The following is a 22,189-nucleotide window of genomic DNA, read 5'->3' on the forward strand; positions in this document are numbered from 1 at the left end:
TTCGGAGTTCGCCCTTTGTTTTCTGATTGCGACTGACTCCTGATTAAGAGTGGCATCGTGCCGCCCCCATAGAGTCTCGTAGGCTTGGCGCATCCTGGTTCACATTTCGCTTTCAAAAGAACGGTATGCTGTTGGCCATGAAGAAACACCTTGCTGCCTGCGTTCTGATGTGTTCGCTTGCCGTTCTGTCTGCGTCCGCGCAGAAGATGAATACGCTTACTGCCAAAGAAAAGGCGGATGGCTGGAAGCTGTTGTTTGATGGCAAGACGACGAATGGTTGGCACAGTGCGCGTGGTGGTGGCTTTCCTGCTACGGGTTGGGCAGTGCAGGACGGCACCATTACTGTGACTGAGACGGGTGGCGAAGAAGCTGGCAACGGCGGCGATATTGTTACCGACCGTACTTACTCCAACTTTGAGTTGTCGGTGGACTTCAAGACTTCGCCGGGTGCGAACTCCGGCATTATGTACTTTGTGAACCTGGACCTGATGCCGTGGCACAACGGCCACGGTTCGCCCGTTGGATTTGAGTATCAGATTCTGGATGACGCTCTGCACCCGGATGCGAAGCGCGGCAAGGATGGCGACCGCACTGTGGCGTCACTCTATGACATGATCCCCGCCGCTGCGGATAAGCCCATCAAGCCCGTGGGCGAATGGAATACGGCGCGTATCGTTGTGCGCGGCAAACATGCGGAGCATTGGCTGAATGGTGTGAAGGTTCTGGAGTACGACCGTGACTCACCGGAGTTCAAGGCCATCCTTGCGGCGAGTAAGTACCATGTGTTTCCGCAGTACGGGCAGGAGACGAGCGGATACATCCTGCTACAGGATCATGGATTTCCGGTTTGGTTCCGGAATATCAAGATTCGGGAATTGCACTAAACTTCGATCGCTTTCGAATGACTTACTACTGGTCTACTTCATCAGTAAGCCAGCCATAAGCCCCCGGCATAATCGTCTCAGCAGAAGGTGTCCAAACCCCTCCAGACGCAAGTATCTTCACCCGTTGCAGCCGAATACTGGATAGATCTATTGTGAATTGCTTCAGATCTGCATCTTGAAAATTCATCCATTTAATCTCTTGATCCAGATTAGCTTTCCAATTCGGATCATAACGAAGAGGTTTCCAAGACATATCCCATCCATCATTTTCGTAGACCAAGAAGTCATTTGCATAAATGCGTAGAGACTTAATGCGTTTGGTGATACCCGGTGAACACCTAAGCTGAACAAACGCTCGATCCAGTTTTCCTAAATTACCTATCGATTTACCGTCAGAAAACGTCCCTCCCGCTTCCAGACGTTTTAGATACTGATAGCTAAATAGAAATGTCCCTACCTCATCTCGGAAAGGTGGGGAAAGCCAGACCTTACTCTGTATTCCGTCTGTCGGGCCGAATCCCATAGGCAAGAGCTGCTTCTCACTGAAACTTGAAATATATATCGAAGGTGCGTTTCGGTCCTCAGTAAAGCTAATCGCTGTGACACAAGCAAAACTCTGTAGATCGGACAATGTAGCCACATCTTTCAATGCAATCACTGCGAAGATTCCTCTAAGAGGTTGGTCCCACTCCCGGATAAAAACGGGTCTCAAGCTTTCATCGTTACGTGATTTCGTAGGCACAGGCCTCGCCACTGCAGCAACATTAGCTTCTGTCAAATCAACCCATCTTTTGGCACCCAAAAGAGCTAGAAAGGTTACAAGTAGAGTGAACAACAACCTGGATAAAAGACTTCTTATGCAAAGACCGCGTAGAGAGAACAGGGATTTGATGGATAGCGGTAAAACAGCCAAAACGAAAGCGGCTCGCGCTACGTAAAATTGTTTTGACAGGGACAGAGAACAGGTGGCAACAGCTAAGAATGCTGCCGATATCCATGAAAGCGAAGTCCATCCGAATACGTCCGCCCAGAAATCCTTAGTAGGTAGGGATGGCTGGGCAAAGGCTGCATCTCTCGCAATTCGTCTTTCAAGTTTGATCCTAGAATCCTTGCCCATCCGGAGAATTCTATAAGAGGGGTACTGGAGGAGATAGCGGCGATTTTAGAAACTTCCAGCACGGTCCACAAACAAAGGGCGGACTCTTTCGAGTCCGCCCTTTGTTTCTTGTTGTGATCGCGCTTATTCGGCGGCGAGTTCTTCCTGTTCGCCTTCCATGCGCATGGCTTCGAGCTCGCGCTCTTCTGCGTCGTGCGCTTCCTGGACTTCCTGCTGGATCTTGGCTGCCGCTTCTTCCAGCTCTGGTGAGAGCTGAACGTTGCGGTAGTACTCCATGCCCGTACCAGCGGGGATGAGGCGACCGACGATGACGTTTTCCTTCAGGCCGCGGAGGGTATCCACAGCGCCGTTGATGGACGCCTCAGTGAGTACGCGGGTCGTCTCCTGGAAGCTGGCCGCGGAGATGAAGCTGTCAGTGGACAGCGACGCCTTCGTGATACCCAGCAGCAGCGGACGGCCAAGCGGCGGACGGCCACCATCGTTCAGGCAGCGCTGGCGCTCCGCGTTGTAGCGGAAGCGATCCACCTGCTGCTCGAGGAGGAAGGTGCTGTCACCCACTTCGTCGATCTTGACCCAGCGAAGCATCTGGCGAACGATCACCTCGATGTGCTTATCCGAGATGGCCACGCCCTGCAGACGGTAGACTTCCTGGATTTCGTTCACCAGGTAACGCTGCAGTTCCTGCTCACCGAGCACGGCGAGAACGTCATGCGGGTTCAGCGGACCGTCAAACAGCTTGTCACCAGCCTGAAGGCGTTCGCCCTCCTGCACGTTGACGTAGATGCTGCGCGGTACGCTGTACTCACGCTCTTCGCCGTTGTCGCCCGTGATGTAGATCTTGCGCTGGCCCTTGACCACGTCGCCAAAGCGAACCACACCGTCGATCTCGGCAATTGTGGCCGTCTCGCGCGGCTTACGCGCTTCGAACAGTTCCACAACGCGCGGCAGACCGCCCGTGATGTCCTTGGTACGGGTGGACTCACGCGGGATCTTGGCGAGGATGTCGCCCGGTCCCACTTCCTGTCCGTCCTGCACCATGAGGTTTGCACGGCTGGGCATGAGGTAACGCTTCTTGCCACCGTCGATGCCGTCAACGATCAGCGCCGGCTGGCGCTTTTCATCGGGAGCGTCGGCAACAACGAGACGCGACAGGCCGGTGACCTCGTCCACTTCGTCGTTGAGCGTGACACCTTCCTGCAGATCCTTGAACTGGATGGTGCCGCCGATTTCCGTGACGATGGAGTAGGTGTACGGATCCCACTCGCCGAGCGTGGTGCCGATTTCAACCTGAGCGCCATCTTCCACGCGCAGCTTTGCACCGTAGACGATGGGGTAACGCTCACGTTCGCGGCCCTTGTCGTCAATGATGGCGACCTGACCCGAACGGTTCATGGCAACCAGGCTGCCGTCCTTGGCGCGAACGGTGGAAAGGTTAATGAACTTAACCGCTCCGGCGTTCTTCGCGTCGAGGTGCGACTGATCCGAAACTCGCGATGCCGTACCACCCACGTGGAAGGTACGCATGGTGAGCTGCGTGCCGGGTTCACCGATGGACTGAGCAGCGATAACACCGACCGCTTCACCCATTTCCACCAGCTTGCCCGACCCGAGGTTACGGCCGTAGCAGAGCTTGCAGACGCCACGCTTGGATTCGCAGGTGAGCACCGAGCGGATCTTCACCTTCTCCACGCCAGCGGCCTGGATGTCGGTTGCGAGCTGCTCGTCGATCTCCTGGTTCGGGCCGATGACGATGTTGCCTTCCTGGTCCTTGTACTCTTCGGTCGTTACACGGCCGATGATACGGTCGCGCAGCGGCTCGATGATTTCGCCAGCTTCGATGATCGGCATGACGTAAATGCCCTTGCTGGTGCCGCAATCGCTCTCGGTGATGATGACGTCCTGAGCGACGTCAACGAGACGACGGGTCAGGTAGCCCGAGTCAGCGGTCTTCAACGCGGTATCCGCAAGGCCCTTACGCGCGCCGTGCGTCGAGATGAAGTACTGCTGCACCGTGAGGCCTTCACGGAAGTTCGCGGTGATGGGCACTTCGATGATTTCGCCCGAGGGCTTCGCCATCAAACCACGCATACCGGAGAGCTGACGGATCTGCTGCTTCGAACCACGCGCACCGGAGTCGGCCATGATGTAGATCGGGTTCATGGCTCCTTCCTTGTCCGCACGCTTCATGTTGTTGAACATTTCATCTGCAACGCGCTCCGTTACACCGGACCACATCTGGATGACCTTGTTCGAACGCTCGCCGTTAGTGATGGCACCGTCGAGGTACTGCTGCTGCACAGCAATTACCTGCTTTTCAGCTTCGTGCACAACGGTGTACTTGCTGTCCGGGATCACCATGTCGTCGAGACCGACCGAGAGGCCGGAACGCGTGGCGAACTGGAAGCCGAGTTCCTTGATGCGATCGAGCGCCTTCACCGTCACTTCGAGACCGAGGTTCAGGTAGCAGTAGTTGATGAGCTGGCCGATGCCCTTCTTCTTCAGCAGACCGTTTACGTACGGCATGCCTTCCGGCAGAGCGTCGTTCAGGATGGCGCGGCCCACAGTGGTGTTGATGAACTGCTTGTTGTACTCAACCACTTCTGTGTGCGTCAGGTCCTGATCGTCGTATGCCGTCGTGAGGTCAAGCACGGGGCCGGTGTAACGCAGACGAATCGGCGTCAGCGTTTCCACCTGCTTGGCTTCGAGAGCCATCAGCACTTCTTCAATGTTCGCGAAGACGCGGCCTTCACCCTTGGCGCCAACCTTGGCCTTGGTCAGGTAGTACAGACCAAGAACCATGTCCTGCGTGGGCACCGTGATGGGCTGACCCGACGCGGGTGACAGGATGTTGTGCGCAGCGAGCATCAGCACGCTGGCTTCGACCTGAGCTTCCGGCGACAACGGAATGTGCACAGCCATCTGGTCACCGTCGAAGTCGGCGTTGAACGCCGTGCAGACGAGCGGGTGAATCTTGATGGCCTTACCTTCTACGAGCACAGGCTCAAACGCCTGGATGCCGAGACGGTGAAGTGTTGGAGCGCGGTTCAACAGGACCGGGTGATCCTTGATGACCTCTTCCAGGATGTCCCAGACGATGGGCTCCTGCATCTCCACCATTTCCTTGGCCTGCTTGATGGTGGTGCAGTGGCCTGTCTGCTCAAGGCGGTGATAGATGAAGGGCTTGAAGAGTTCAAGCGCCATCTTCTTCGGCAGACCGCACTGGTGCAGCTTCAGCTCAGGACCGACCACAATTACGGAACGGCCGGAGTAATCCACACGCTTACCGAGCAGGTTCTGACGGAAGCGGCCCTGCTTACCCTTGAGGGTGTCAGAGAGCGACTTGAGCGGACGGTTGTTTGCACCGCGCAGCACGCGGCCACGACGGCCGTTGTCAAACAGCGCGTCGACTGCTTCCTGCAGCATGCGCTTTTCGTTGCGCACGATGACTTCAGGAGCATGCAGGTCCATCAGCTTCTTCAGACGGTTGTTACGGTTGATCACGCGGCGATACAGATCGTTAAGATCCGAAGTCGCGAAACGGCCACCGTCCAATGGCACGAGCGGGCGAAGCTCAGGCGGGATCACGGGGATCACGTCGAGGATCATCCACTGGGGCTTGTTGTCGCTGCGGCGGAAGGCCTCAACAACCTTGAGACGCTTGGCGTACTTCAGCTTCTTCTGAAGGCTCTGTTCGACCTTCATCTTCTCGCGCATCTCAATGGCGAGCTCTTCGATCTCAACGCGCTTCAGCAGTTCCTTGATGGCTTCCGCGCCCATCATGGCCTTGAAGCCCGAGGGACGGTACTGCTGATCGAGCTCGCGGAAACGCTGCTCGTCCTTGATGATTTCGCGCTCCTTCACGGGCGCATCACCTGCGTCGATAACAACGTACGACTCGAAGTAGAGAACAGCTTCGAGCTCGCGCAGCGAGATGTCGAGCAGGTGGCCGATACGCGACGGCAGGCCCTTAAAGAACCAGACGTGCGAGCAGGGCGATGCCAGCTCGATGTGGCCCAGGCGCTCACGACGAACCTTGGACAGTGTGACTTCGACGCCGCACTTGTCGCAGATCACGCCGCGGTGCTTCATGCGCTTGTACTTGCCGCAGAGGCACTCCCAGTCCGTGATGGGTCCGAAGATGCGGGCGCAGAAGAGGCCATCGCGTTCGGGCTTGAAGGTACGGTAGTTGATGGTTTCCGGCTTCGTCACCTCACCGTGCGACCACGAACGAATCTTCTCGGGGGATGCGAGCGAAATTCGGATCGAATCGAAATCGGTGATGGGGCCGGACATCTCAAACGGGCTTGAACGGAACATTCGGTTGGTCTCCGTTGCAGCTATTAGCTCTTCGCTTCTGGCTCTTAGCTAGTGCTGCGGTTGGTACTGCTATTCGCAATCACTTGTGGCGGATTGCATGCCGGTACTTACAAAACTTATGCGCTGCTTGAGCTCCGCCTTTAGCCCTTAGCAAGTACAAGCTAAGAGCTAAAGGCTAAGAGCCAGAAGTTAGTCGGCGGCTGCCGCGATGGGCATCGTCGGGATCTTCTTCAGGTCTTCCTGCTTGACGAGTTCCACGTCAAGGCAGAGTGACTGCAGCTCGCGGATGAGCACGTTGAACGACTCCGGTACGCCGGGTTCGATCGCCGCTTCGCCCTTCACGATAGCCTCGTAGATCTTCGTACGTCCGAAGACGTCATCCGACTTGGCCGTGAGCAGCTCCTGCAGGATGTAAGCCGCGCCGTATGCTTCCAGCGCCCACACTTCCATCTCACCGAAGCGCTGTCCGCCGAACTGTGCCTTACCACCCAGCGGCTGCTGCGTGATGAGTGAGTACGGTCCGATGGAGCGAGCGTGAATCTTGTCGTCCACAAGGTGCGACAGCTTCAGCATGTAGATGTAGCCAACGGTTGCCGGCTGTTCGAACGCATCGCCGGTCATACCGTCGAAGAGTTCGCTCTTACCGGACGAAGGCAGACCAGCCGCTGCAAGCAGCGCCTTGATTTCGCCTTCCTGTGCACCGTCGAACACCGCAGTGCCGAACCAGATGCCACGCTTCATGCCCTTGGCGACGCGAAGCGTCATCTCGTCATCCAGCTCCAGGAGCTGGTTCAGAGCAGCCGTGTTCTTGAAGCGAGCCTTGAAGATTTCACGAACCTCGTTGGCGTCCGCGGCCTGCTTCGCCAACTCAGCAACCTTCACGCCGAGTTCGTGCGCAGCCCAACCGAGGTGCGTTTCGAGAATCTGACCCACGTTCATACGCGACGGCACACCCAGCGGATTCAGCACGATTTCTACCGGCGTTCCATCCGGCAGGTACGGCATGTCTTCCTCAGGCAGGATGCGTGCAACCACACCCTTGTTACCGTGACGGCCGGCCATCTTGTCACCCACCGAGAGGCGGCGCTTCATGGCGATGTACACCTTCACCATCTTGATGACGCCAGGCGAAAGCTCATCGCCCTTCTGCATCTTGCCGATCTTCTCGTTCGTGATCTTGCGCAGAACGTCGATCTGACGCGAGGTCATCTCTTCGATCTCGTCGATCTGCTCGTTCACGCGCGGATCCTTGTCGGCGTAACGAATACGCTTGAGGTTACGCGTGCTGATCAGCTCGATGGTGTCGCGATCAAGGATGTCGCCCTTGGAGAGCAGCTTCTTGTTGGTGCGCTCGTCATGCAGGTCAGCCTGCACTTCCTTGCCACCCAGAATTGCTTCCAAACGCTTCAGACGCTCGTCGGTCAGGATTCGGATTTCGTCAGCCAGATTCTTCTCCAGCCGCTCAATCTGCTCCTGCTCAATCTGCTTGGCGCGCTCGTCCTTCTCCTGGCCCTTACGGGAGAAGATGCGGACGTCGACCACCGTGCCTTCGATACCCGGAGGGCACGTCAGCGAAGCATCACGTACGTCGCCAGCCTTCTCACCGAAGATGGCGCGCAGCAGCTTCTCTTCCGGCGTCAGCTGGGTTTCGCCCTTCGGCGTTACCTTGCCCACAAGGATGTCGTTGTGACCAACCTTCGCGCCGATGCGGATGATGCCCGACTCGTCCAGGTCACGCAGAGCGTGCTCAGAAACGTTCGGAATATCGCGCGTGATTTCTTCCGGTCCCAGCTTCGTGTCGCGCGCTTCGATCTCGAACTCCTCGATGTGGATCGAGGTGTAGTAGTCCTCACGGACCAGCTTTTCCGAGATGAGGATCGCGTCCTCGAAGTTGTAACCGCGCCACGGCATGAAGGCCACCAGCACGTTACGACCAAGACCAAGCTCGCCCTGCTCCGTGCAAGGACCATCTGCGATCACCTGGCCCTTAACCACGCGGTCGCCCTTGCGAACGATCGGCTTCTGGTTGATGCAGGTGTTCTGGTTCGAGCGCTTGAACTTCGTGAGCTGATAGATGTCCGAACCCACCTCACGCGACAACTGCGTGGGATGATGCTCGCCCTCGACACGCACGATGATGCGCTCGGAGTCGACCGAATCAATGATACCGTTACGGCGAGCAAGGATCACAGCACCGGAATCGCGAGCCGTGACGCCTTCCATACCCGTACCGACGAACGGAGCTTCCGCCATCAGCAACGGCACCGACTGACGCTGCATGTTCGCACCCATCAGAGCGCGGTTCGCGTCGTCATGCTCAAGGAATGGCACGAGCGATGCAGCAACCGACACAAGCTGCTTCGGCGAAACGTCAATGTAGTCGATCTCGCTCTTGGGAACGAGTACGAAGTTACCCTGACGACGAGCGTTGACCAGGTCTTCCGTCAACTGACCTTCAGCGTCCATCTCCACGTTCGCCTGAGCGATCGTGTGACGATCTTCTTCCCATGCGGAAAGGTAGAAGCTGAACGGCTCGGTCTCAATGACACGCTTGCCAGCCTTCGCCAGATCCTGCTTCATCTTGCGAGCTTCGTTGATTTCAACTGGGTCGCCCTGACGCAGACCGCTCTCACCGGCGTTGGTGATCGCGACATAGTCAATGACCTTACCGTCCTTGACCTTGCGGTAAGGCGATTCGATGAAGCCGTACTCGTTGATGCGCGCAAAGCAGCTCAGCGACGAGATCAGACCGATGTTCGGGCCTTCCGGCGTTTCGATCGGGCAGATACGGCCATAGTGCGTCGGGTGAACGTCGCGGACTTCGAAGCCAGCGCGTTCACGCGACAGACCGCCCGGTCCAAGGGCCGACAGACGACGCTTGTGCGTGATTTCCGACAGCGGGTTCGTCTGGTCCATGAACTGCGAGAGCTGCGACGATCCGAAGAACTCGCGGATCGCAGCCATCACCGGCTTGGCATTGATGAGGTCGTGCGGCATGGCCGTCGACATCTCCTGGTACACGCTCATCTTTTCCTTGATGGCGCGCTCCATACGCACAAGACCGATGCGGAACTGGTTCTCCATCAACTCGCCCACCGCGCGAACGCGACGGTTGCCGAGGTGATCGATGTCGTCCACAAGGCCGATGTTCTTACGCAGCTTCAGCAGGTAACGGATGGTTCCGTAGAAGTCTTCCGGCGTCAGCGTGCGCTTGTCCAGGTTGGTTGCGTCCTGGTTCTCGTACAGCTTGATGTTGAACTTCAGACGGCCCACGCGCGAGAAGTCATACTTGCGCGGATCGAAGAACATGCCTTCGAACAGAGCCGTCGCGGTGTCCAGCGTCGGCGGGTCGCCCGGACGCAGCTTACGGTAGATCTCGATGAGAGCTTCTTCCGGCTTGCGAACCGAGTCACGCTTCAGCGTGTTCGTGATGATGTTGCCTACGTCGTCCTTCTCAGGGAAGAACACTTCGAAGCTGGTGGCGCCGCTCTGCAGCGTCTTGTGCAGCTTGTCTGCGCCAGCTTCCTGGTTGGCCTCATACAGCAGCTCGCCCGTGGTCAGATCGACAACGTCAGCAGCGAAGATCGCGCCATCGAAGTCGCTCTGCGCAACTTCAATTTCCGTGACGCCGCCTGCGCGCAGCTTGGACAGCAGCGCGGTGCTGATCTTGCGGCCAGCAGCAACGATTTCCGCGCCGTCGGTGCCATTGATTGCGTTGGCAGGCTTCACACCAACAATGTTGGTCGCGCCTTCCGCAGGGATCTGCCAGAAGAGCTTGCCATCGCGAACCTGGATGGTGTCTGCGGTGTAGAAGGTCTTGAGGATTTCTTCGTCCGTGCGCAGGCCGAGAGCGCGCAGGAAGATGGTTCCCAGGAACTTACGCTTACGGTCAATGCGGACGTACAGAATGTTCTTCTGGTCGTACTCGAACTCAACCCAGCTTCCGCGGTACGGGATGATCTTGCCCAGGAAGTAGGTACGGTTGTTCGCCGTCTCAAAGAAGACGCCGGGCGAACGGTGCAACTGCGACACGATGACACGCTCGGTGCCGTTCACAATGAACGTACCGTTGGCCGACATCAAAGGAATGTCGCCAAAGAAGACTTCCTGCTCCTTCATGTCGCGCAGGGTCTTCACGCCCGTCTCCGGGTCCTTGTCGTAAATCTTTAGGCGGATGGTGACCTTCAGCGGAGCGGAATAGGTCATGCCACGCTCTTCGCACTCAGCCTGGTCATACTTCAACTGCAGACCCACCGGGTCACCGCACTTGGTGCAGAAGTCCGGCGTGTTCTTGTTGTAGGTACCGCAATAGTGGCAGAGCACATCGCCGGGATGGAACGGGTCGGTGATGACCATGTGGCCGCAGGTGGTGCAGGCCGTGCGCAGGTGGTTCAGACCTTTCAAGTAGCCGCACTTGCACTCCCAGTTGCCGATGGAATAATCGACAAACTCCAACTCCGACACGTTGCGGAAATCGGTGATCGGGAACACGGAGGTAAACACGGACTGCAGTCCGTTGTCCTCGCGCTCCTGGGGCAGCTTGTCCATCTGGAGGAAGCGCTCATACGAACGACGCTGCACCTCGATCAGATTCGGGATCTGAATTGCGGTTGGGATCTTGGAAAAGTCGAGACGGCTGCGGAGTGCGCGCGTTTCGGTGTTGCTTGCCATACGTTGTAGACTCCCCTTGTTCGTGCCGAGGCCTCCCTTCCGATTTCCACCGCATCCGATGCGGTAGAGTTTCGATTGAGAGCCGAAACATGGCCGTGTGGGCGGCTGTTTCGTGGGTGGTGTGCGCTTAAAGTTCCTGCGGAGGCTCTGCCCCGGTGCGAGTTCCGCGCGCAATTGAGATGGGCTTGATGCCCGTTCAGGGTGATACGAAGCTTGTCTTCTCGGTTACTGCTGATTTCCTGCCATTACAGTGCTATGCCGGTGTATGCGGTCGACTCGGAGGTTTCTCCGGAGACGCGAAATGGCCCACAGGGACAGGAAAGCCCGTGAGCGCAAGATCCGACTTTTGCACCAGTTCAAATTTGCTAAAAATAACTGCCGCCCTTGTTACCCTTCTCGCTGCCTGGCGGGGCAGGAAATTTGAGGCGTTGACTGCACGATAGACCTCCGCCGCCTGAGACATACCGTGGCCGGCTCTCACTTGAGCCGGAGAAGGTTCTGATTGTCGCTTTAGCCGACCAACTCCAAAGAAGAGGATACCCAAGGACAAAGAATTGCGCAAGTGCCGAAAAGCTACAAAGTCCAAGCTCTCTTCCCGCGAGAAATACACGTTAGCCAACTGAGACTACACTTGCGTCGTTCAGAACGAGTTTTTGGGGCGCGAGGAGGGCTCCAGAAGGACCAGTTCAGTCCCGATGCCGTTCAAATCTCCAGATACCAAATGGGCCCGCATTCTCCGTTTCGATATCCGAAGGATTTGGCAAACGTGAAACTTTGGGGGAAAGCTTCTCCACGTGATAGTAGAGGTCATCGTTCCCCTTGATGATCTGCTGTAATGCATCCAAGTCGATCTCATGTAAGCTGCGTTGCTCATTCCAATCAAGAATTTCGCGACCTGCACGGCCATATGAGTATGAGTGTTGGACGAGGCTGTGCAGCATGGCTGCATCACAGATCGCGATTTCGTTAACGGATGCAGCAGCGCCAATCGCCAGGACGAATAATGAGGTCTTGCTGAACCTGAGCCGTTGCAGGTAACGCGCACTGATCCAGGAAAGCAGCATAAGAGGAATTATGCTGCCACGCATGCAGTAATTATTGAAAAGACTATAACCAATCCAATAGGTAGACAACAGGAATAGCGCGACAAGAACGAGGATCAGGCCATCCGTTTGAGCGATTCGGCTGCGGGCTTTGACAAGAATAATAATCTGCGGCAGGAAATTAAGCGCTAGCAGAATGCAGAAGAGGAAAAAGCCTCCTACAAGCCCTAGCGGGATCGACCAGTGCAGAGGTGCGATAACTAGATGAAAATCAGGATGCAACGGAACGAGGAAACCGACCGATCCACGTTTACCAAGATATATCCATAAGATCGGCAAAGCGAGCAAGACAATTTGCAGCGTGATTAAGACAAGATCGCGAAAGCGGCTGCGGAGATCGCGGTAAGCCAGCAGAAGCCCAAGGGGAAGCGCACCTAATACAACAAATACGCTGCTGTAAAAGGCGAACACGACCAGTAGGGCGACATGAAGGAGGGATGCAAGATGTCTGTCCCTACAGCCCCAAAGGTGAGCCGCAAGCAACAGGGCGACAGCGGCGAGAAGGTGGTGAATAACCCAGAGTAATAAGGTGACAAAGGATGGATAATTTAGACGTAAGCCAATGAAAAACATCCAAATGGCATGATGGCGGAGAGGCTCTACCAACGAAAAGAGCGATTCAATACCGGCGTACAAGCCAAACAAGTATGCGGCGCCAAAAGCCTGCGAACGACTTTCCGCATAGTAGAGCATGATCCAAATCAAAGAGAAGATACTTGTAATAGTGTAGAAGATCGTTGCCACTGCGAATACGCTCTTGATAGTTACGAATGAAACCGGGAGCGCAACATACAAGGCAGAGGGAAGCATCCAAGCTGCGTAGTAGAACGAGAGATATGCGTGCGAATTAAAGCTCGAAACAGCAGGATAGGATGCGCTATGGACGAGCGAGTTGATCTCCTGAATATGCCATAAATCATCCCAAACCACGACACGCATGAGAGAGTGTCTGAGCGGCTCGATAATATAGGCGACACGTGCCAGACAACAGAGCAGCGCTAGCACCCCAGCGCAACGCAGTAAGACAATCTGGTCCTTCTGTGCTAGTGCGCCAGTAGTTCTATTTATAACCACAGGCTGGAGACGCCACGACAAGAGAAGCGCGAGCAAAAAGACCACAGGTAGAAGACTGGTTCGGACACGAACCAGATTCATGACCACCATGGTTAGGATATCTGCTGGAAGCACGCAATACAGAATCAGCATGCTAAGCCGTGGAAGTGCAAGTAGGAAACGGTCGATCCGAGCCGCCACGGATCCTCCCAAGCGCAGTGAGGAAAATCAAGAGTCCACGGCGCACTTATATGCGCCGTGGACTAATCTAGAGTAACTACTTGATTTCGACAGTCGCGATGCCGTCAAACTTCTTGGCAATAGCAGCTGCGTCATCCTTCGAAACGTTCTCCTTCAGGGGCTTCGGAGCGCCGTCAACCAGGTCCTTAGCTTCCTTCAGGCCCAGGCTCGTTACTTCACGAACAGCCTTGATGGTGTTGATCTTGTTTGCGCCGGCATCCTTCAGGATAACGGTGAACTCGGTCTTCTCTTCTGCTGCCGGAGCGGCTGCGCCGCCACCTGCTGCAGGAGCAACGGCCACAGCTGCTGCTGCTGCCGAAACGCCGAGGCGCTCTTCAAGCTTCTTCACGAGCTCAGCTGCTTCGAGCAGGCTCAGGCTAACGATTGCGTCTTCCAACTGCTGGATGTCTGCCATGGTAATTCCCTCTTAGTCAATCAATCTGGATACTGCGGATTACGTCTCCGGAATCCAACTTCTATTCCGGCTGTCCTTCCCGTTTTCAAGGTTTCCGATGCGCCCAGACTTGCGCCCCTCAAAACAGTCACGACAAAACTTATTGCGAACCCGGCGATACCCTGCCGGGTCAAACTTTTATCCCTCGGCGGGAGCTTCGTCGGCAGCCGCTTCGGCCTGAGCCGAAGCACCTTCCGTGTCCGCAGCGGGAGCAGCTTCCGCTGCTGCTGCGACAGGAGCCGCGCCACCCAGCTTGTTCTGTTCCACGGCCTGGTTGATCACCACAGCCAGATCGCGACCGGTTGCGTTGATGACCGTAGCCAGACGCTGCGCCGGAGCGTTGATGAGGAACAGGAGCTTTGCGAACAGCTCTTCCTTGCCCGGCATGGTTGCCAGCTGGTTCACTTCCGCAACGGAAAGAACCTTGCCGTCGACGATGCCCAGCTTGAAGGTGAACTGCGAGTTGTCCTTCACCCAGGTGCTCAGAGCCTTCGCCAGAGCCACCGGATCGCCGGAGGTGTAAGCGATGGAGCTGACGCCCTTCAGGCCGCCCAGCGCGTTCTCAATCTTGGTGCCTTCGCCAGCCTTGGGAGCCAGCTTGTTCTTCAACACCTGATACTTGCCGCCCGCAGCGCGGACAGTCTTGCGGAGGTCAACATCCTTTGCCGCGGTCATCGCGGTGAAGGTGCCGATGATGGCAGCGGTCGCGCCCTGCAGCTCGCCCGCGAGCGCCGCAACCTTCTCCTGCTTCTTCTGCTTGGTCAATGCCATGGTTTTATCCCTCGCCGGGTTCGCGCCCGGCCGAATCTTTCAGAGCCGCACTATGCGCGGCGAAATCGTTACGCCTTTGCGGCAGCCTCGGCGACAGCCTGATCCAGCTCAATGCCAGGGCCCATCGTGGACGAGATATACATCGCCTTGATGTACTTGCCCTTAGCAGCAGCCGGCTTCGCCTTCACAACGGCGCTGATCACGGTCATTGCGTTCTCGACCAGCTTCTCTGCTTCAAAAGAGCTCTTGCCCACCGGAACGTGAACCAACGCGGTCTTGTCTGCGCGGAACTCAACCTTACCGGCCTTGATTTCCTTCACAGCAGCAGCCACATCCGTGGTCACGGTGCCCGTCTTCGGGTTCGGCATCAAGCCACGGGGACCCAGAACCTTACCGAGACGACCGATCGAACGCATCATGTCCGGCGTTGCAATCAGGGCGTCAAAGTCCGTCCAGGACTCCTTCTGGATCTTCTCAACGAGCTCTTCGCCGCCGACGATATCTGCACCGGCTTCCGTAGCCAGACGCTGGTTTTCCGCAGTCGAAATCACGGCAACCTTCTTCGTCTTACCCAGACCGTGGGGCAGCAGAACGGTCGCACGAACCATCTGGTCAGCGTGACGCGTGTCTACGCCAAGGCGCAGGGTAATGTCGACGTTCTCATCGAACTTCGCGTACTTGATCTTCTGCAGGAGGGGGACTGCGTCCGTCAGGGCGTAGGTGCGGGGCTCAACAGCCGCGCGCGCCTTAGCCAGATTCTTCGAAATCTTGCGTGCCATTCCTATTCCTTTGTCTCCCACCGCCTGAACCATTGGACAAAGCGGGCTGATGGATTCTTCTAGCCCAGCGGGCATGCCTCGCGCTGACTACTGGCTTCCGGCTTTCGCCTTCCACCCAAACTCAACGAGGGCCCCGCCCTTTGTCCGCAGCGTAATTTTCACGCTGAACCCGTCCCGAATTGCGATTACTCAACTGCTGCGGGGAACGAGCCGTTCGGCCGTGGTGTTGGACGGAAGCTGCTTTCGCAACTTCCATGTATTCGAGGACCGCAGGCACAGGGCACACACGGAGGCTCGAACACTCTTATCAGTATGCCGCTGTAAGCCCTGATTGTCAACAATGATCCTATTTCGTCAGTTCCATGTGCCCAAAAGGTTTTGAGTAGACGCGTTTCTTCCACAACGCCAAACACCGTCAGCAGAGCGCAAGTAACACATAAAATTATATTTAAAACGAATACGGGGAATGGCACGCTGCTTGCTCTATTCCTATGCAGAAGCGAGGCGGACCACCGCCTCCCGCAAATTTACTTCCCCCGGAGGGACTGTAGTTATGGCTATCGCGGCGACTGCTCCCACATCTGTCCGTAAACAGGCTGCCTGGCTTCCTGTGCTTTTCGGCATTGCCGTTATTTGCGGCGAATCCACCAATACCATGGGTGCAAATCATACGGTCATCTGGCTGTCGCAGCTGGCGGCCTGGTCAGGCCATTCGGATGGCCCATTGGCTCTGGTGAATCACGTTCTGCGCAAGTCTGGCCATTTTACTGGCTACGGCTTGCTGGGAATCTTCTTTGCACGTGGTTGGTACTCTGTACTGCGACGCCACATCGTTGCCAGCTGGAGCACGCTTCGCATGCGCGCTGCGCTTTTCGGCATCCTCTCAACGGCTGTGGTCGCATCTGCCGACGAGATCCACCAGATCTTCCTGCCGACGCGTGGTGCGTCAGTATGGGACGTCCTGCTGGATACGAGCGGAGCGGTTGTGCTGAATTCCCTGTTTCTTGCGTTTCTGGCTGCGCGACGCAATGCCCTGCTGCATCCGCAGACTCAATTCATTACGCTGGGACTGTCCTTCGCACAGCTGCCTGAGCAGTTTGCAAACACGCACGACGTGCGCGTACTACGGGCTCGCTCCGCAAAAGGAATTGCCGGCATCCGTCGCGGAGTTCGCAACACCAAGAGCTGGCCTGCTCCTTCTCTTCGGAAGCCGACCTTTACTCGTTGGCAGGGCGCAACAATCTTCCTATCAAAAACGACAGAAGAATAAGACAGACTGCGCCGGTGGTATCCAGCCACACATCGGATACCACCCCGGTGCGATCTGCCATGAAACTCTGGTGCAGTTCGTCCAGCGATGCCACCAGAGTTGTGCAGGCAACCGCCATCACCATTGCGTAGCCACGCCATACGCCTTCTGAACGATGCTTCATCGGAATTAGCCAGAAGAGCAGCCAAGCTCGCAACCATGCCAGCCCAAGCAGACCGTAGCCGGTGAAGTGCCCAGTCTTACGGATGTAATGGTGAATCTCCAACCATCGCGTATCGGATACCTGCCCTGCGATCGCTTGATAGAGCGAACGCAGCCATCCTGAGGTGTGGTCTGAAGAGAAGGCATGCGTTGACTCAATCGCAATGGCCACCAGCATGACCATCACCGGTAGCCACGTAAGAGACAGCCAACTTGTAAAGGTTGTCGTAATGGGAGCCTGACGCCCACCGAGTAATACAGGCCGACTCATCGCATCTCCAGCTTTGGGATCGGAAGATTCACCGAGATCAAATTGCTTGCGCATAGAGTGAAGGGCCGCATGGAATTTCCATGGGGCCCTTCACTTTCATGCTTGATTCGAATGCGGCTTACGCTGCTTCGCTGTTCTCGTCGCCGCCCTGCTCGGCAAGCTGCTTCTGCAGCTCTTCGCGCTTCTTGGCCTTCAGGTCTTCACGCTTCTGCTGCTTCGCGCCCAGTTCCTTCTCAGCACCCAGCAGTTCGATGATGGCCTTTTCGCCGCCATCGCCCTGACGGAAGCCCGCCTTAACGATGCGCAGGTAACCGCCCTGGCGATCGCCGTAGCGAGGAGCAACCGTCGCGAACAGACGCGTCACGGAGTCATCCGTCATCAGGAACGCGAGTGCCTGACGACGCGAGTGAACATCACCCTTCTTACCCAAGGTGATCATCTTCTCGACCAGCGGACGAACAGCCTTGGCCTTCGCCAGGGTCGTCTCCACACGGTCTTCTACCAGAATCGAGGTAACCAGGTTGCGCAGAAGTGCGCGGCGGTGGCTCGTATTCCGTCCAAGTTTGTTTCCAGCTTTGCGATGACGCATAGTACTTACCTTCCAATTTCAAATTCGACGGCTCGCACCGAGCGCATCGCTAACACTTAGCTTTCAGCCTTTAGCTCTTAGCTTCTAGCTCCTGGAAAATACCCAGGAAGAAAACTAAGTGCTTTCGCTCCGCCGTCAGCTCTCAGCTTCGCCAATGAATGGCTAAAAGCTAAGAGCCAACGGCTAAGAGCTTAAAAGTTTTCCGTCTCCGGCATTACGAGGTCATCCTCATCTTCGTCTTCTTCATCATCGAAGTTGCCGAAGGAGGCGGCCAGCGTTGCCGCAGGCAGAACCGAGGTCGGTCCCGGAACCGGGTTGCCCTGATCGTCGATCTTCATGCCGAGCGAGAGGCCCATCTGAGCAAGGATTTCCTTGATCTCGTTCAAGCTCTTGCGGCCGAAGTTCTTCGTCTTCAGCATCTCGGCTTCGGTCTTCTGGATCAGTTCACCGATCGTCGCGATGTTGGCGTTCTTCAGGCAGTTGTAGCTGCGAACCGACAGCTCCAGTTCCTCAACCGAACGGTTCAGGTTGTCGTTACGCAGAGCCGGACCGTCATGGCCGCCGTCCAGGCCGCTCTCCAGCTCTTCTTCAAAGTTGATGAAGATCGTCATGTGATCCTTCATCAGCTTTGCGGAGAGACCGAGCGCATCCGCCGGAAGCACCGTGCCGTTCGTCCAGATTTCGATGGTCAGCTTGTCATAGTCAGTGATCTGACCGAGACGTGCTGCCTCTACTGCGTAGTTCACCTTACGTACAGGCGAGTGAACCGAATCCACCGGAATGAAGCCGATGCCGAGATCCGGATCAAAATTCTTGTCTGCCGAAACGTAGCCACGGCCACGCTTCAAGCGCATTTCCATGTCCAGCTTGCCGCCTTCGGACACGGTTGCGATGTAGATGTCCTTGTCCAGAATCTCTACGTCGCCGTCAGCTTCGATCATGCCGCTGGTGACAACACCGGGCTGATCTGCACGCAGGTACAGAGCCTTCGGGCCGTCGCCGTTCAGCTTGAACGGGATCTGCTTCAGGTTCAGGATGATGTCGGTCGCGTCTTCCACCACACCGGTGATCGACTGGAACTCGTGCAGCACGCCTTCGATCTTCACAGCGGTAACGGCGGCGCCTTCAATGGAGCTGAGCAGGGTGCGGCGCAGGCTGTTGCCTACCGTCGTACCAAAGCCACGCTCAAAGGGCTGCGCGCTGAACTTACCGTACTTCTCCGTCAGCGTTTCGGTGTCAACCGCAAGACGCTTCGGCTTCTGAAAACCTCTCCACAACATTGGCTACTCTCCTCATTTCCTGGCTTCATCGCATGCCGCGAAGCATTTTGCGGTGCGTGAAGGTCGGTTCCTTCGGTTGAGTCACTTCAGGGAACGCTGTATTACTACAGTGCCCCAGGTGGGACTTACGGCCAGAATATCGAGTGGCCGTGCCTCGATTCGAAGTAGCTATGCGGCAGATGCGAGCGAACCCGCATCTGCCGCTATGGCTTACTTCGAGTACAGTTCGACGATCAGCTGCTCGTTGACCGGGATCTGGATCTCTTCGCGCTTCGGCAGAGCGAGAACCTTCACGGTGCGGCCTTCGCGGTCGATCTGCAGCCACGTGGGCTGTGCCAGACCAGCGTGGAACTGAGCCGCGCCCTCCACGATGTCGAGCTTCTTCGTCGCTTCCTTCAGTTCAACGCTGTCGCCAACCTTGATCTGGTAGGAAGGAATGTTTACCTTCTTGCCGTTCACGAGCACGTGGCCGTGACGGACAAGCTGACGGGCCTGGCGGCGCGACAGAGCAAAGCCCGCACGGTACACCAGAGCGTCAAGACGGCGCTCAAGCTGCTGGAGCAGCAGTTCGCCGGTAACACCGGTCTTGTTCGAAGCCTTCTCGTAGTACGAGCGGAACTGGCCTTCGAGCGTGAAGTAGATGCGCTTTGCCTTCTGCTTTTCGCGCAGCTGCAGACCGTAGCCCACAACCTTCTTGGCGCGTGCCTGGCCATGCTGCCCCGGGGGGAAGTTGCGCTTGTCGATAGCGCACTTCTCGGAGAAGCAACGCGAACCCTTCAGAAACAGCTTGACGCCATCGCGCCGGCAAAGACGGCAGACAGCTCCCGTATAACGTGCCATTGAATCTTTCTCTCTTTCCTAACTTCAGGTGACGATCGCTTTACAGGCTGGCGGCCCTTCATCGCGATCCAAACTACAGGATGAATCCCGCGGTGGAGGCACTTACAAACAGTGCCTCCACCTGGCGGGTGAACTTACACGCGGCGACGCTTCGGCGGGCGGCAGCCGTTGTGCGGGATCGGCGTGACGTCGCGGATGCTACGCACATCGATGCCGGCAGCAGCCAGCGCACGTACTGCCGACTCACGGCCCGAACCGGGGCCGGAGACGCGCACGTCAACCGAACGCAGACCGTGATCGCGAGCAGCGGTGGCAGCGTTCATAGCAGCCTGCTGCGCCGCGAACGGCGTGCCCTTACGCGAACCACGGAAGCCGAGCGAGCCCGAGCTCTTCCAGCTCAGCGTGTTGCCCTGCTGGTCCGTGATGGTCACGATGGTGTTGTTGAAGGAAGCCTGGATGAAGACCAGACCGTACGGGACATTTTTCCGTTCCCGCTTCTTAAACTTCTTGCCCTTGCCGGACTTTCCGGCTGTATTCTGCTTAGCCATTACTTAGTCGCCTTCTTCTTTCCGGCAACCGTGCCCTTACGGGGGCCTTTGCGCGTGCGGGCGTTCGTGTGGGTGCGCTGTCCGCGAACAGGCAGATTACGGCGGTGACGGATACCACGGTAGCTCTGGATTTCCATCAGGCGCTTGATGTTCAGGCCGATTTCCTTGCGGAGATCGCCTTCAATGCCGCCTTCCTGCTCGATAACTGCACGGATCTTGTTCAGCTCGTCCTCGTCCAGCGTGCTTACCTTACGCAGCGGATCGATGTCCGCCTTCGCAAGAATCTGCAGCGCGCGAGTGTCGCCGATTCCGTAGATATAGGTGAGGCCGATGCGTGCCTGCTTGTTGTTGGGCACATCGACTCCGGCAATACGTGCCATGTGTCTTTCCTCGTGTACTTCTTGGTCCTGACGCTGTCGTACAGAACCGGGTTATGCGGTTTGCCCGGGGTTCATCGCAAGCCTTTGCTTCGGCTAACTCGCCCCTGAGGAACGTCTTCACACTTAGTACGTCTTGCCCTAAGTGGAAGCCGCGGGTTCCGCGGTGTTTGTTACTCAAACAAGCTGCAGCAGGTTATCCCTGGCGCTGCTTGTGCTTTGCAACTTCGCAGATCACTCGTACAACACCCTTACGGTGAACGATCTGGCACTTGTCGCAAATCTTCTTAACGGAAGCGCGTACCTTCATTTGCTTCTCTTTCCTTCTTCAGCAGATCAACGTGCGTCTGCTGTGCTGTTATCCACTACGCGACTACTTGTAGCGGTACACAATACGCCCGCGGTTCAAGTCATACGGGCTCAACTCAATGGCAACACGGTCTCCGGGGAGAATGCGGATGAAGTTCTTGCGCATGCGGCCGGAAACGTGGGCCAGCACCTGGTGCTTGTTCTCCAGTTCCACCTTGAACATTGCGTTCGGCAGGGTTTCTACAACCACTGCCATGACTTCAATTGCATCTTCCTTCGGCAAACTGTCTCCTTGTAACTACTGCCAACACTTACTCAACTTACTGCGTCAGGACGACCGGACCGTCTTTCGTAACAGCTACCGTGTGTTCGAAGTGGGCGCTCATGCTGCCGTCCGTCGTCACTGCGGTCCATCCATCCTTCAATACCTTCACGTCAGCCGTTCCAGCGTTAATCATCGGCTCAATAGCAAGCACCATGCCTGCCTTGAGCTTCGTTCCCTTACCGCGCTTTCCGTAGTTCGGAACCTGCGGATCTTCGTGCATGTTCTTGCCGATGCCATGTCCCACGAAGTCACGTACAACTCCGTAACCTTCGGCCTCGCACATCTCCTGCACCGCGGCGCCAATGTCGCCCACCGTGCCACCGACGCGTACTTCCTGAATCGCCTGCTCGAGCGACGCCTTCGTCACATCCAGCAGCTTGCGTGTCTCCGGGCTGATCTTACCCACGGGGTAGGTTCCCGCCGCGTCCGAGTAATAGCCTTCCAGAATCACGCCGCAGTCCACCGACACAATGTCGCCTTCCTGCAGAACCTTCTTCTCCGAGGGGATTCCGTGAATCACCTCGTTGTTCACTGAGGTGCACAGGCAGCAGGGGTAATCGTTATAACCCTTGAATGCCGGCTTGCCACCCAGCTCACGAATCTTTGCCTCGGCAACGCGCTCCAAATCCATCGTGGTTGCGCCCGGCTTCACAGCCGCTTCCACTGCAATGTGGACCTGACGCAGGATGCGGCCACTTGCGCGCATCTTCTCGATTTCCTGCGGTGTTTTAATCGCGATCGCCATCGGTACTGCTTACATGCCCTCGCGCCGCAGACGCTTCAGCGCCGC

The 22,189-nt window shown here is 56.8% G+C and carries 18 protein-coding genes; 2 read left to right on the forward strand and 16 right to left on the reverse strand.

Annotated elements, in window-relative coordinates; all coding sequences use genetic code 11:
- Positions 1-137 precede the first annotated feature (137 nt).
- Positions 138-884: a 3-keto-disaccharide hydrolase gene (locus tag JAO32_RS05445; RefSeq protein WP_334238291.1), complete on the forward strand. Its 747-nt coding sequence runs from the start codon at positions 138-140 to the stop codon at positions 882-884.
- A 25-nt stretch (positions 885-909) separates the two neighbouring features.
- On the opposite strand, the gene JAO32_RS05450 is transcribed toward JAO32_RS05445, so the two are convergent.
- From JAO32_RS05450 to rplA, 7 genes are all read right to left on the reverse strand, one after another.
- Positions 910-2,001: a hypothetical protein gene (locus tag JAO32_RS05450; RefSeq protein ID WP_334238293.1), complete on the reverse strand. Its 1,092-nt coding sequence runs from the start codon at positions 1,999-2,001 to the stop codon at positions 910-912.
- Positions 2,002-2,124: 123 nt separating this feature from the next.
- Entirely contained in the window at positions 2,125-6,318 is a 4,194-nt protein-coding gene (gene rpoC, locus JAO32_RS05455; RefSeq protein WP_334238294.1) for a DNA-directed RNA polymerase subunit beta', read from the reverse strand.
- Positions 6,319-6,507: 189 nt separating this feature from the next.
- Entirely contained in the window at positions 6,508-10,989 is a 4,482-nt protein-coding gene (gene rpoB / locus JAO32_RS05460; RefSeq protein ID WP_334238296.1) for a DNA-directed RNA polymerase subunit beta, read from the reverse strand.
- Positions 10,990-11,675: 686 nt separating this feature from the next.
- A complete protein-coding gene (locus JAO32_RS05465) occupies positions 11,676-13,346 on the reverse strand; it encodes a hypothetical protein (RefSeq protein ID WP_334238297.1) in 1,671 nt (556 codons plus the stop codon).
- A gap of 76 nt (positions 13,347-13,422) precedes the next feature.
- Positions 13,423-13,800 (reverse strand): 50S ribosomal protein L7/L12, encoded by a 378-nt coding sequence (gene rplL, locus JAO32_RS05470; protein WP_443082574.1) that lies wholly within the window; start codon positions 13,798-13,800, stop codon positions 13,423-13,425.
- A gap of 177 nt (positions 13,801-13,977) precedes the next feature.
- Positions 13,978-14,610: a 50S ribosomal protein L10 gene (rplJ, locus tag JAO32_RS05475; RefSeq protein WP_334238299.1), complete on the reverse strand. Its 633-nt coding sequence runs from the start codon at positions 14,608-14,610 to the stop codon at positions 13,978-13,980.
- A gap of 68 nt (positions 14,611-14,678) precedes the next feature.
- Entirely contained in the window at positions 14,679-15,389 is a 711-nt protein-coding gene (gene rplA / locus JAO32_RS05480) for a 50S ribosomal protein L1 (RefSeq protein WP_083343546.1), read from the reverse strand.
- Positions 15,390-15,942: 553 nt separating this feature from the next.
- On the opposite strand from rplA, the gene JAO32_RS05485 reads away from it, so the two are divergent.
- A complete protein-coding gene (locus tag JAO32_RS05485) occupies positions 15,943-16,659 on the forward strand; it encodes a VanZ family protein (RefSeq protein WP_334238304.1) in 717 nt (238 codons plus the stop codon).
- On the opposite strand, the gene JAO32_RS05490 is transcribed toward JAO32_RS05485, so the two are convergent.
- The 9 genes from JAO32_RS05490 to map all read right to left on the reverse strand — a co-directional run bounded on the left by JAO32_RS05490 (position 16,607) and on the right by map (position 22,144).
- Positions 16,607-17,131 carry a VanZ family protein gene (locus JAO32_RS05490; protein ID WP_334238306.1) on the reverse strand — a complete coding sequence of 175 codons (525 nt, stop codon included), beginning with the start codon at positions 17,129-17,131 and terminating at the stop codon, positions 16,607-16,609. The two genes, JAO32_RS05485 and JAO32_RS05490, sit on opposite strands and share 53 nt — an antisense overlap.
- 118 nt (positions 17,132-17,249) lie before the next feature.
- Entirely contained in the window at positions 17,250-17,720 is a 471-nt protein-coding gene (rplQ, locus tag JAO32_RS05495; protein WP_334238308.1) for a 50S ribosomal protein L17, read from the reverse strand.
- A 191-nt stretch (positions 17,721-17,911) separates the two neighbouring features.
- Complete coding sequence (locus JAO32_RS05500; RefSeq protein ID WP_334238310.1) at positions 17,912-19,000, reverse strand: DNA-directed RNA polymerase subunit alpha; 1,089 nt, start codon at positions 18,998-19,000, stop codon at positions 17,912-17,914.
- Positions 19,001-19,210: 210 nt separating this feature from the next.
- Positions 19,211-19,840 carry a 30S ribosomal protein S4 gene (rpsD, locus tag JAO32_RS05505; RefSeq protein ID WP_334238312.1) on the reverse strand — a complete coding sequence of 210 codons (630 nt, stop codon included), beginning with the start codon at positions 19,838-19,840 and terminating at the stop codon, positions 19,211-19,213.
- A gap of 134 nt (positions 19,841-19,974) precedes the next feature.
- A complete protein-coding gene (rpsK, locus tag JAO32_RS05510) occupies positions 19,975-20,388 on the reverse strand; it encodes a 30S ribosomal protein S11 (protein ID WP_334238313.1) in 414 nt (137 codons plus the stop codon).
- A complete protein-coding gene (gene rpsM, locus JAO32_RS05515; RefSeq protein WP_083343540.1) occupies positions 20,388-20,768 on the reverse strand; it encodes a 30S ribosomal protein S13 in 381 nt (126 codons plus the stop codon). The genes rpsK and rpsM overlap by 1 nt, the downstream gene beginning before the upstream one ends.
- A 193-nt stretch (positions 20,769-20,961) precedes the next feature.
- Positions 20,962-21,075 carry a 50S ribosomal protein L36 gene (gene rpmJ / locus JAO32_RS05520; RefSeq protein WP_047496418.1) on the reverse strand — a complete coding sequence of 38 codons (114 nt, stop codon included), beginning with the start codon at positions 21,073-21,075 and terminating at the stop codon, positions 20,962-20,964.
- Positions 21,076-21,138: 63 nt separating this feature from the next.
- Positions 21,139-21,357, reverse strand: a complete 219-nt coding sequence (gene infA, locus JAO32_RS05525; protein ID WP_014787172.1) for a translation initiation factor IF-1 — start codon at positions 21,355-21,357, stop codon at positions 21,139-21,141.
- Positions 21,358-21,394: 37 nt separating this feature from the next.
- A complete protein-coding gene (map, locus tag JAO32_RS05530) occupies positions 21,395-22,144 on the reverse strand; it encodes a type I methionyl aminopeptidase (protein WP_334238319.1) in 750 nt (249 codons plus the stop codon).
- Positions 22,145-22,189 lie beyond the last annotated feature (45 nt).

The sequence above is a fragment of the Terriglobus sp. ADX1 genome (assembly GCF_036877645.1).
Lineage (GTDB): Bacteria > Acidobacteriota > Terriglobia > Terriglobales > Acidobacteriaceae > Terriglobus.

Coding starts and splice junctions, on each gene's coding strand:
- rpoB (WP_334238296.1), bottom strand. CDS start 10,989: ATGGCAAGCAACACCGAAACGCGCGCACTCCGCAGCCGTCTCGACTTT.
- rpoC (WP_334238294.1), bottom strand. CDS start 6,318: ATGTTCCGTTCAAGCCCGTTTGAGATGTCCGGCCCCATCACCGATTTC.
- rpsD (WP_334238312.1), bottom strand. CDS start 19,840: ATGGCACGTTATACGGGAGCTGTCTGCCGTCTTTGCCGGCGCGATGGC.
- rpsM (WP_083343540.1), bottom strand. CDS start 20,768: ATGGCACGTATTGCCGGAGTCGATGTGCCCAACAACAAGCAGGCACGC.
- rpsK (WP_334238313.1), bottom strand. CDS start 20,388: ATGGCTAAGCAGAATACAGCCGGAAAGTCCGGCAAGGGCAAGAAGTTT.
- rplL (WP_443082574.1), bottom strand. CDS start 13,800: ATGGCAGACATCCAGCAGTTGGAAGACGCAATCGTTAGCCTGAGCCTG.
- rplJ (WP_334238299.1), bottom strand. CDS start 14,610: ATGGCATTGACCAAGCAGAAGAAGCAGGAGAAGGTTGCGGCGCTCGCG.
- JAO32_RS05450 (WP_334238293.1), bottom strand. CDS start 2,001: ATGGGCAAGGATTCTAGGATCAAACTTGAAAGACGAATTGCGAGAGAT.
- map (WP_334238319.1), bottom strand. CDS start 22,144: ATGGCGATCGCGATTAAAACACCGCAGGAAATCGAGAAGATGCGCGCA.
- JAO32_RS05490 (WP_334238306.1), bottom strand. CDS start 17,131: ATGAGTCGGCCTGTATTACTCGGTGGGCGTCAGGCTCCCATTACGACA.
- JAO32_RS05485 (WP_334238304.1), top strand. CDS start 15,943: ATGGCTATCGCGGCGACTGCTCCCACATCTGTCCGTAAACAGGCTGCC.
- JAO32_RS05445 (WP_334238291.1), top strand. CDS start 138: ATGAAGAAACACCTTGCTGCCTGCGTTCTGATGTGTTCGCTTGCCGTT.
- rplQ (WP_334238308.1), bottom strand. CDS start 17,720: ATGCGTCATCGCAAAGCTGGAAACAAACTTGGACGGAATACGAGCCAC.
- JAO32_RS05500 (WP_334238310.1), bottom strand. CDS start 19,000: ATGTTGTGGAGAGGTTTTCAGAAGCCGAAGCGTCTTGCGGTTGACACC.
- rplA (WP_083343546.1), bottom strand. CDS start 15,389: ATGGCACGCAAGATTTCGAAGAATCTGGCTAAGGCGCGCGCGGCTGTT.
- rpmJ (WP_047496418.1), bottom strand. CDS start 21,075: ATGAAGGTACGCGCTTCCGTTAAGAAGATTTGCGACAAGTGCCAGATC.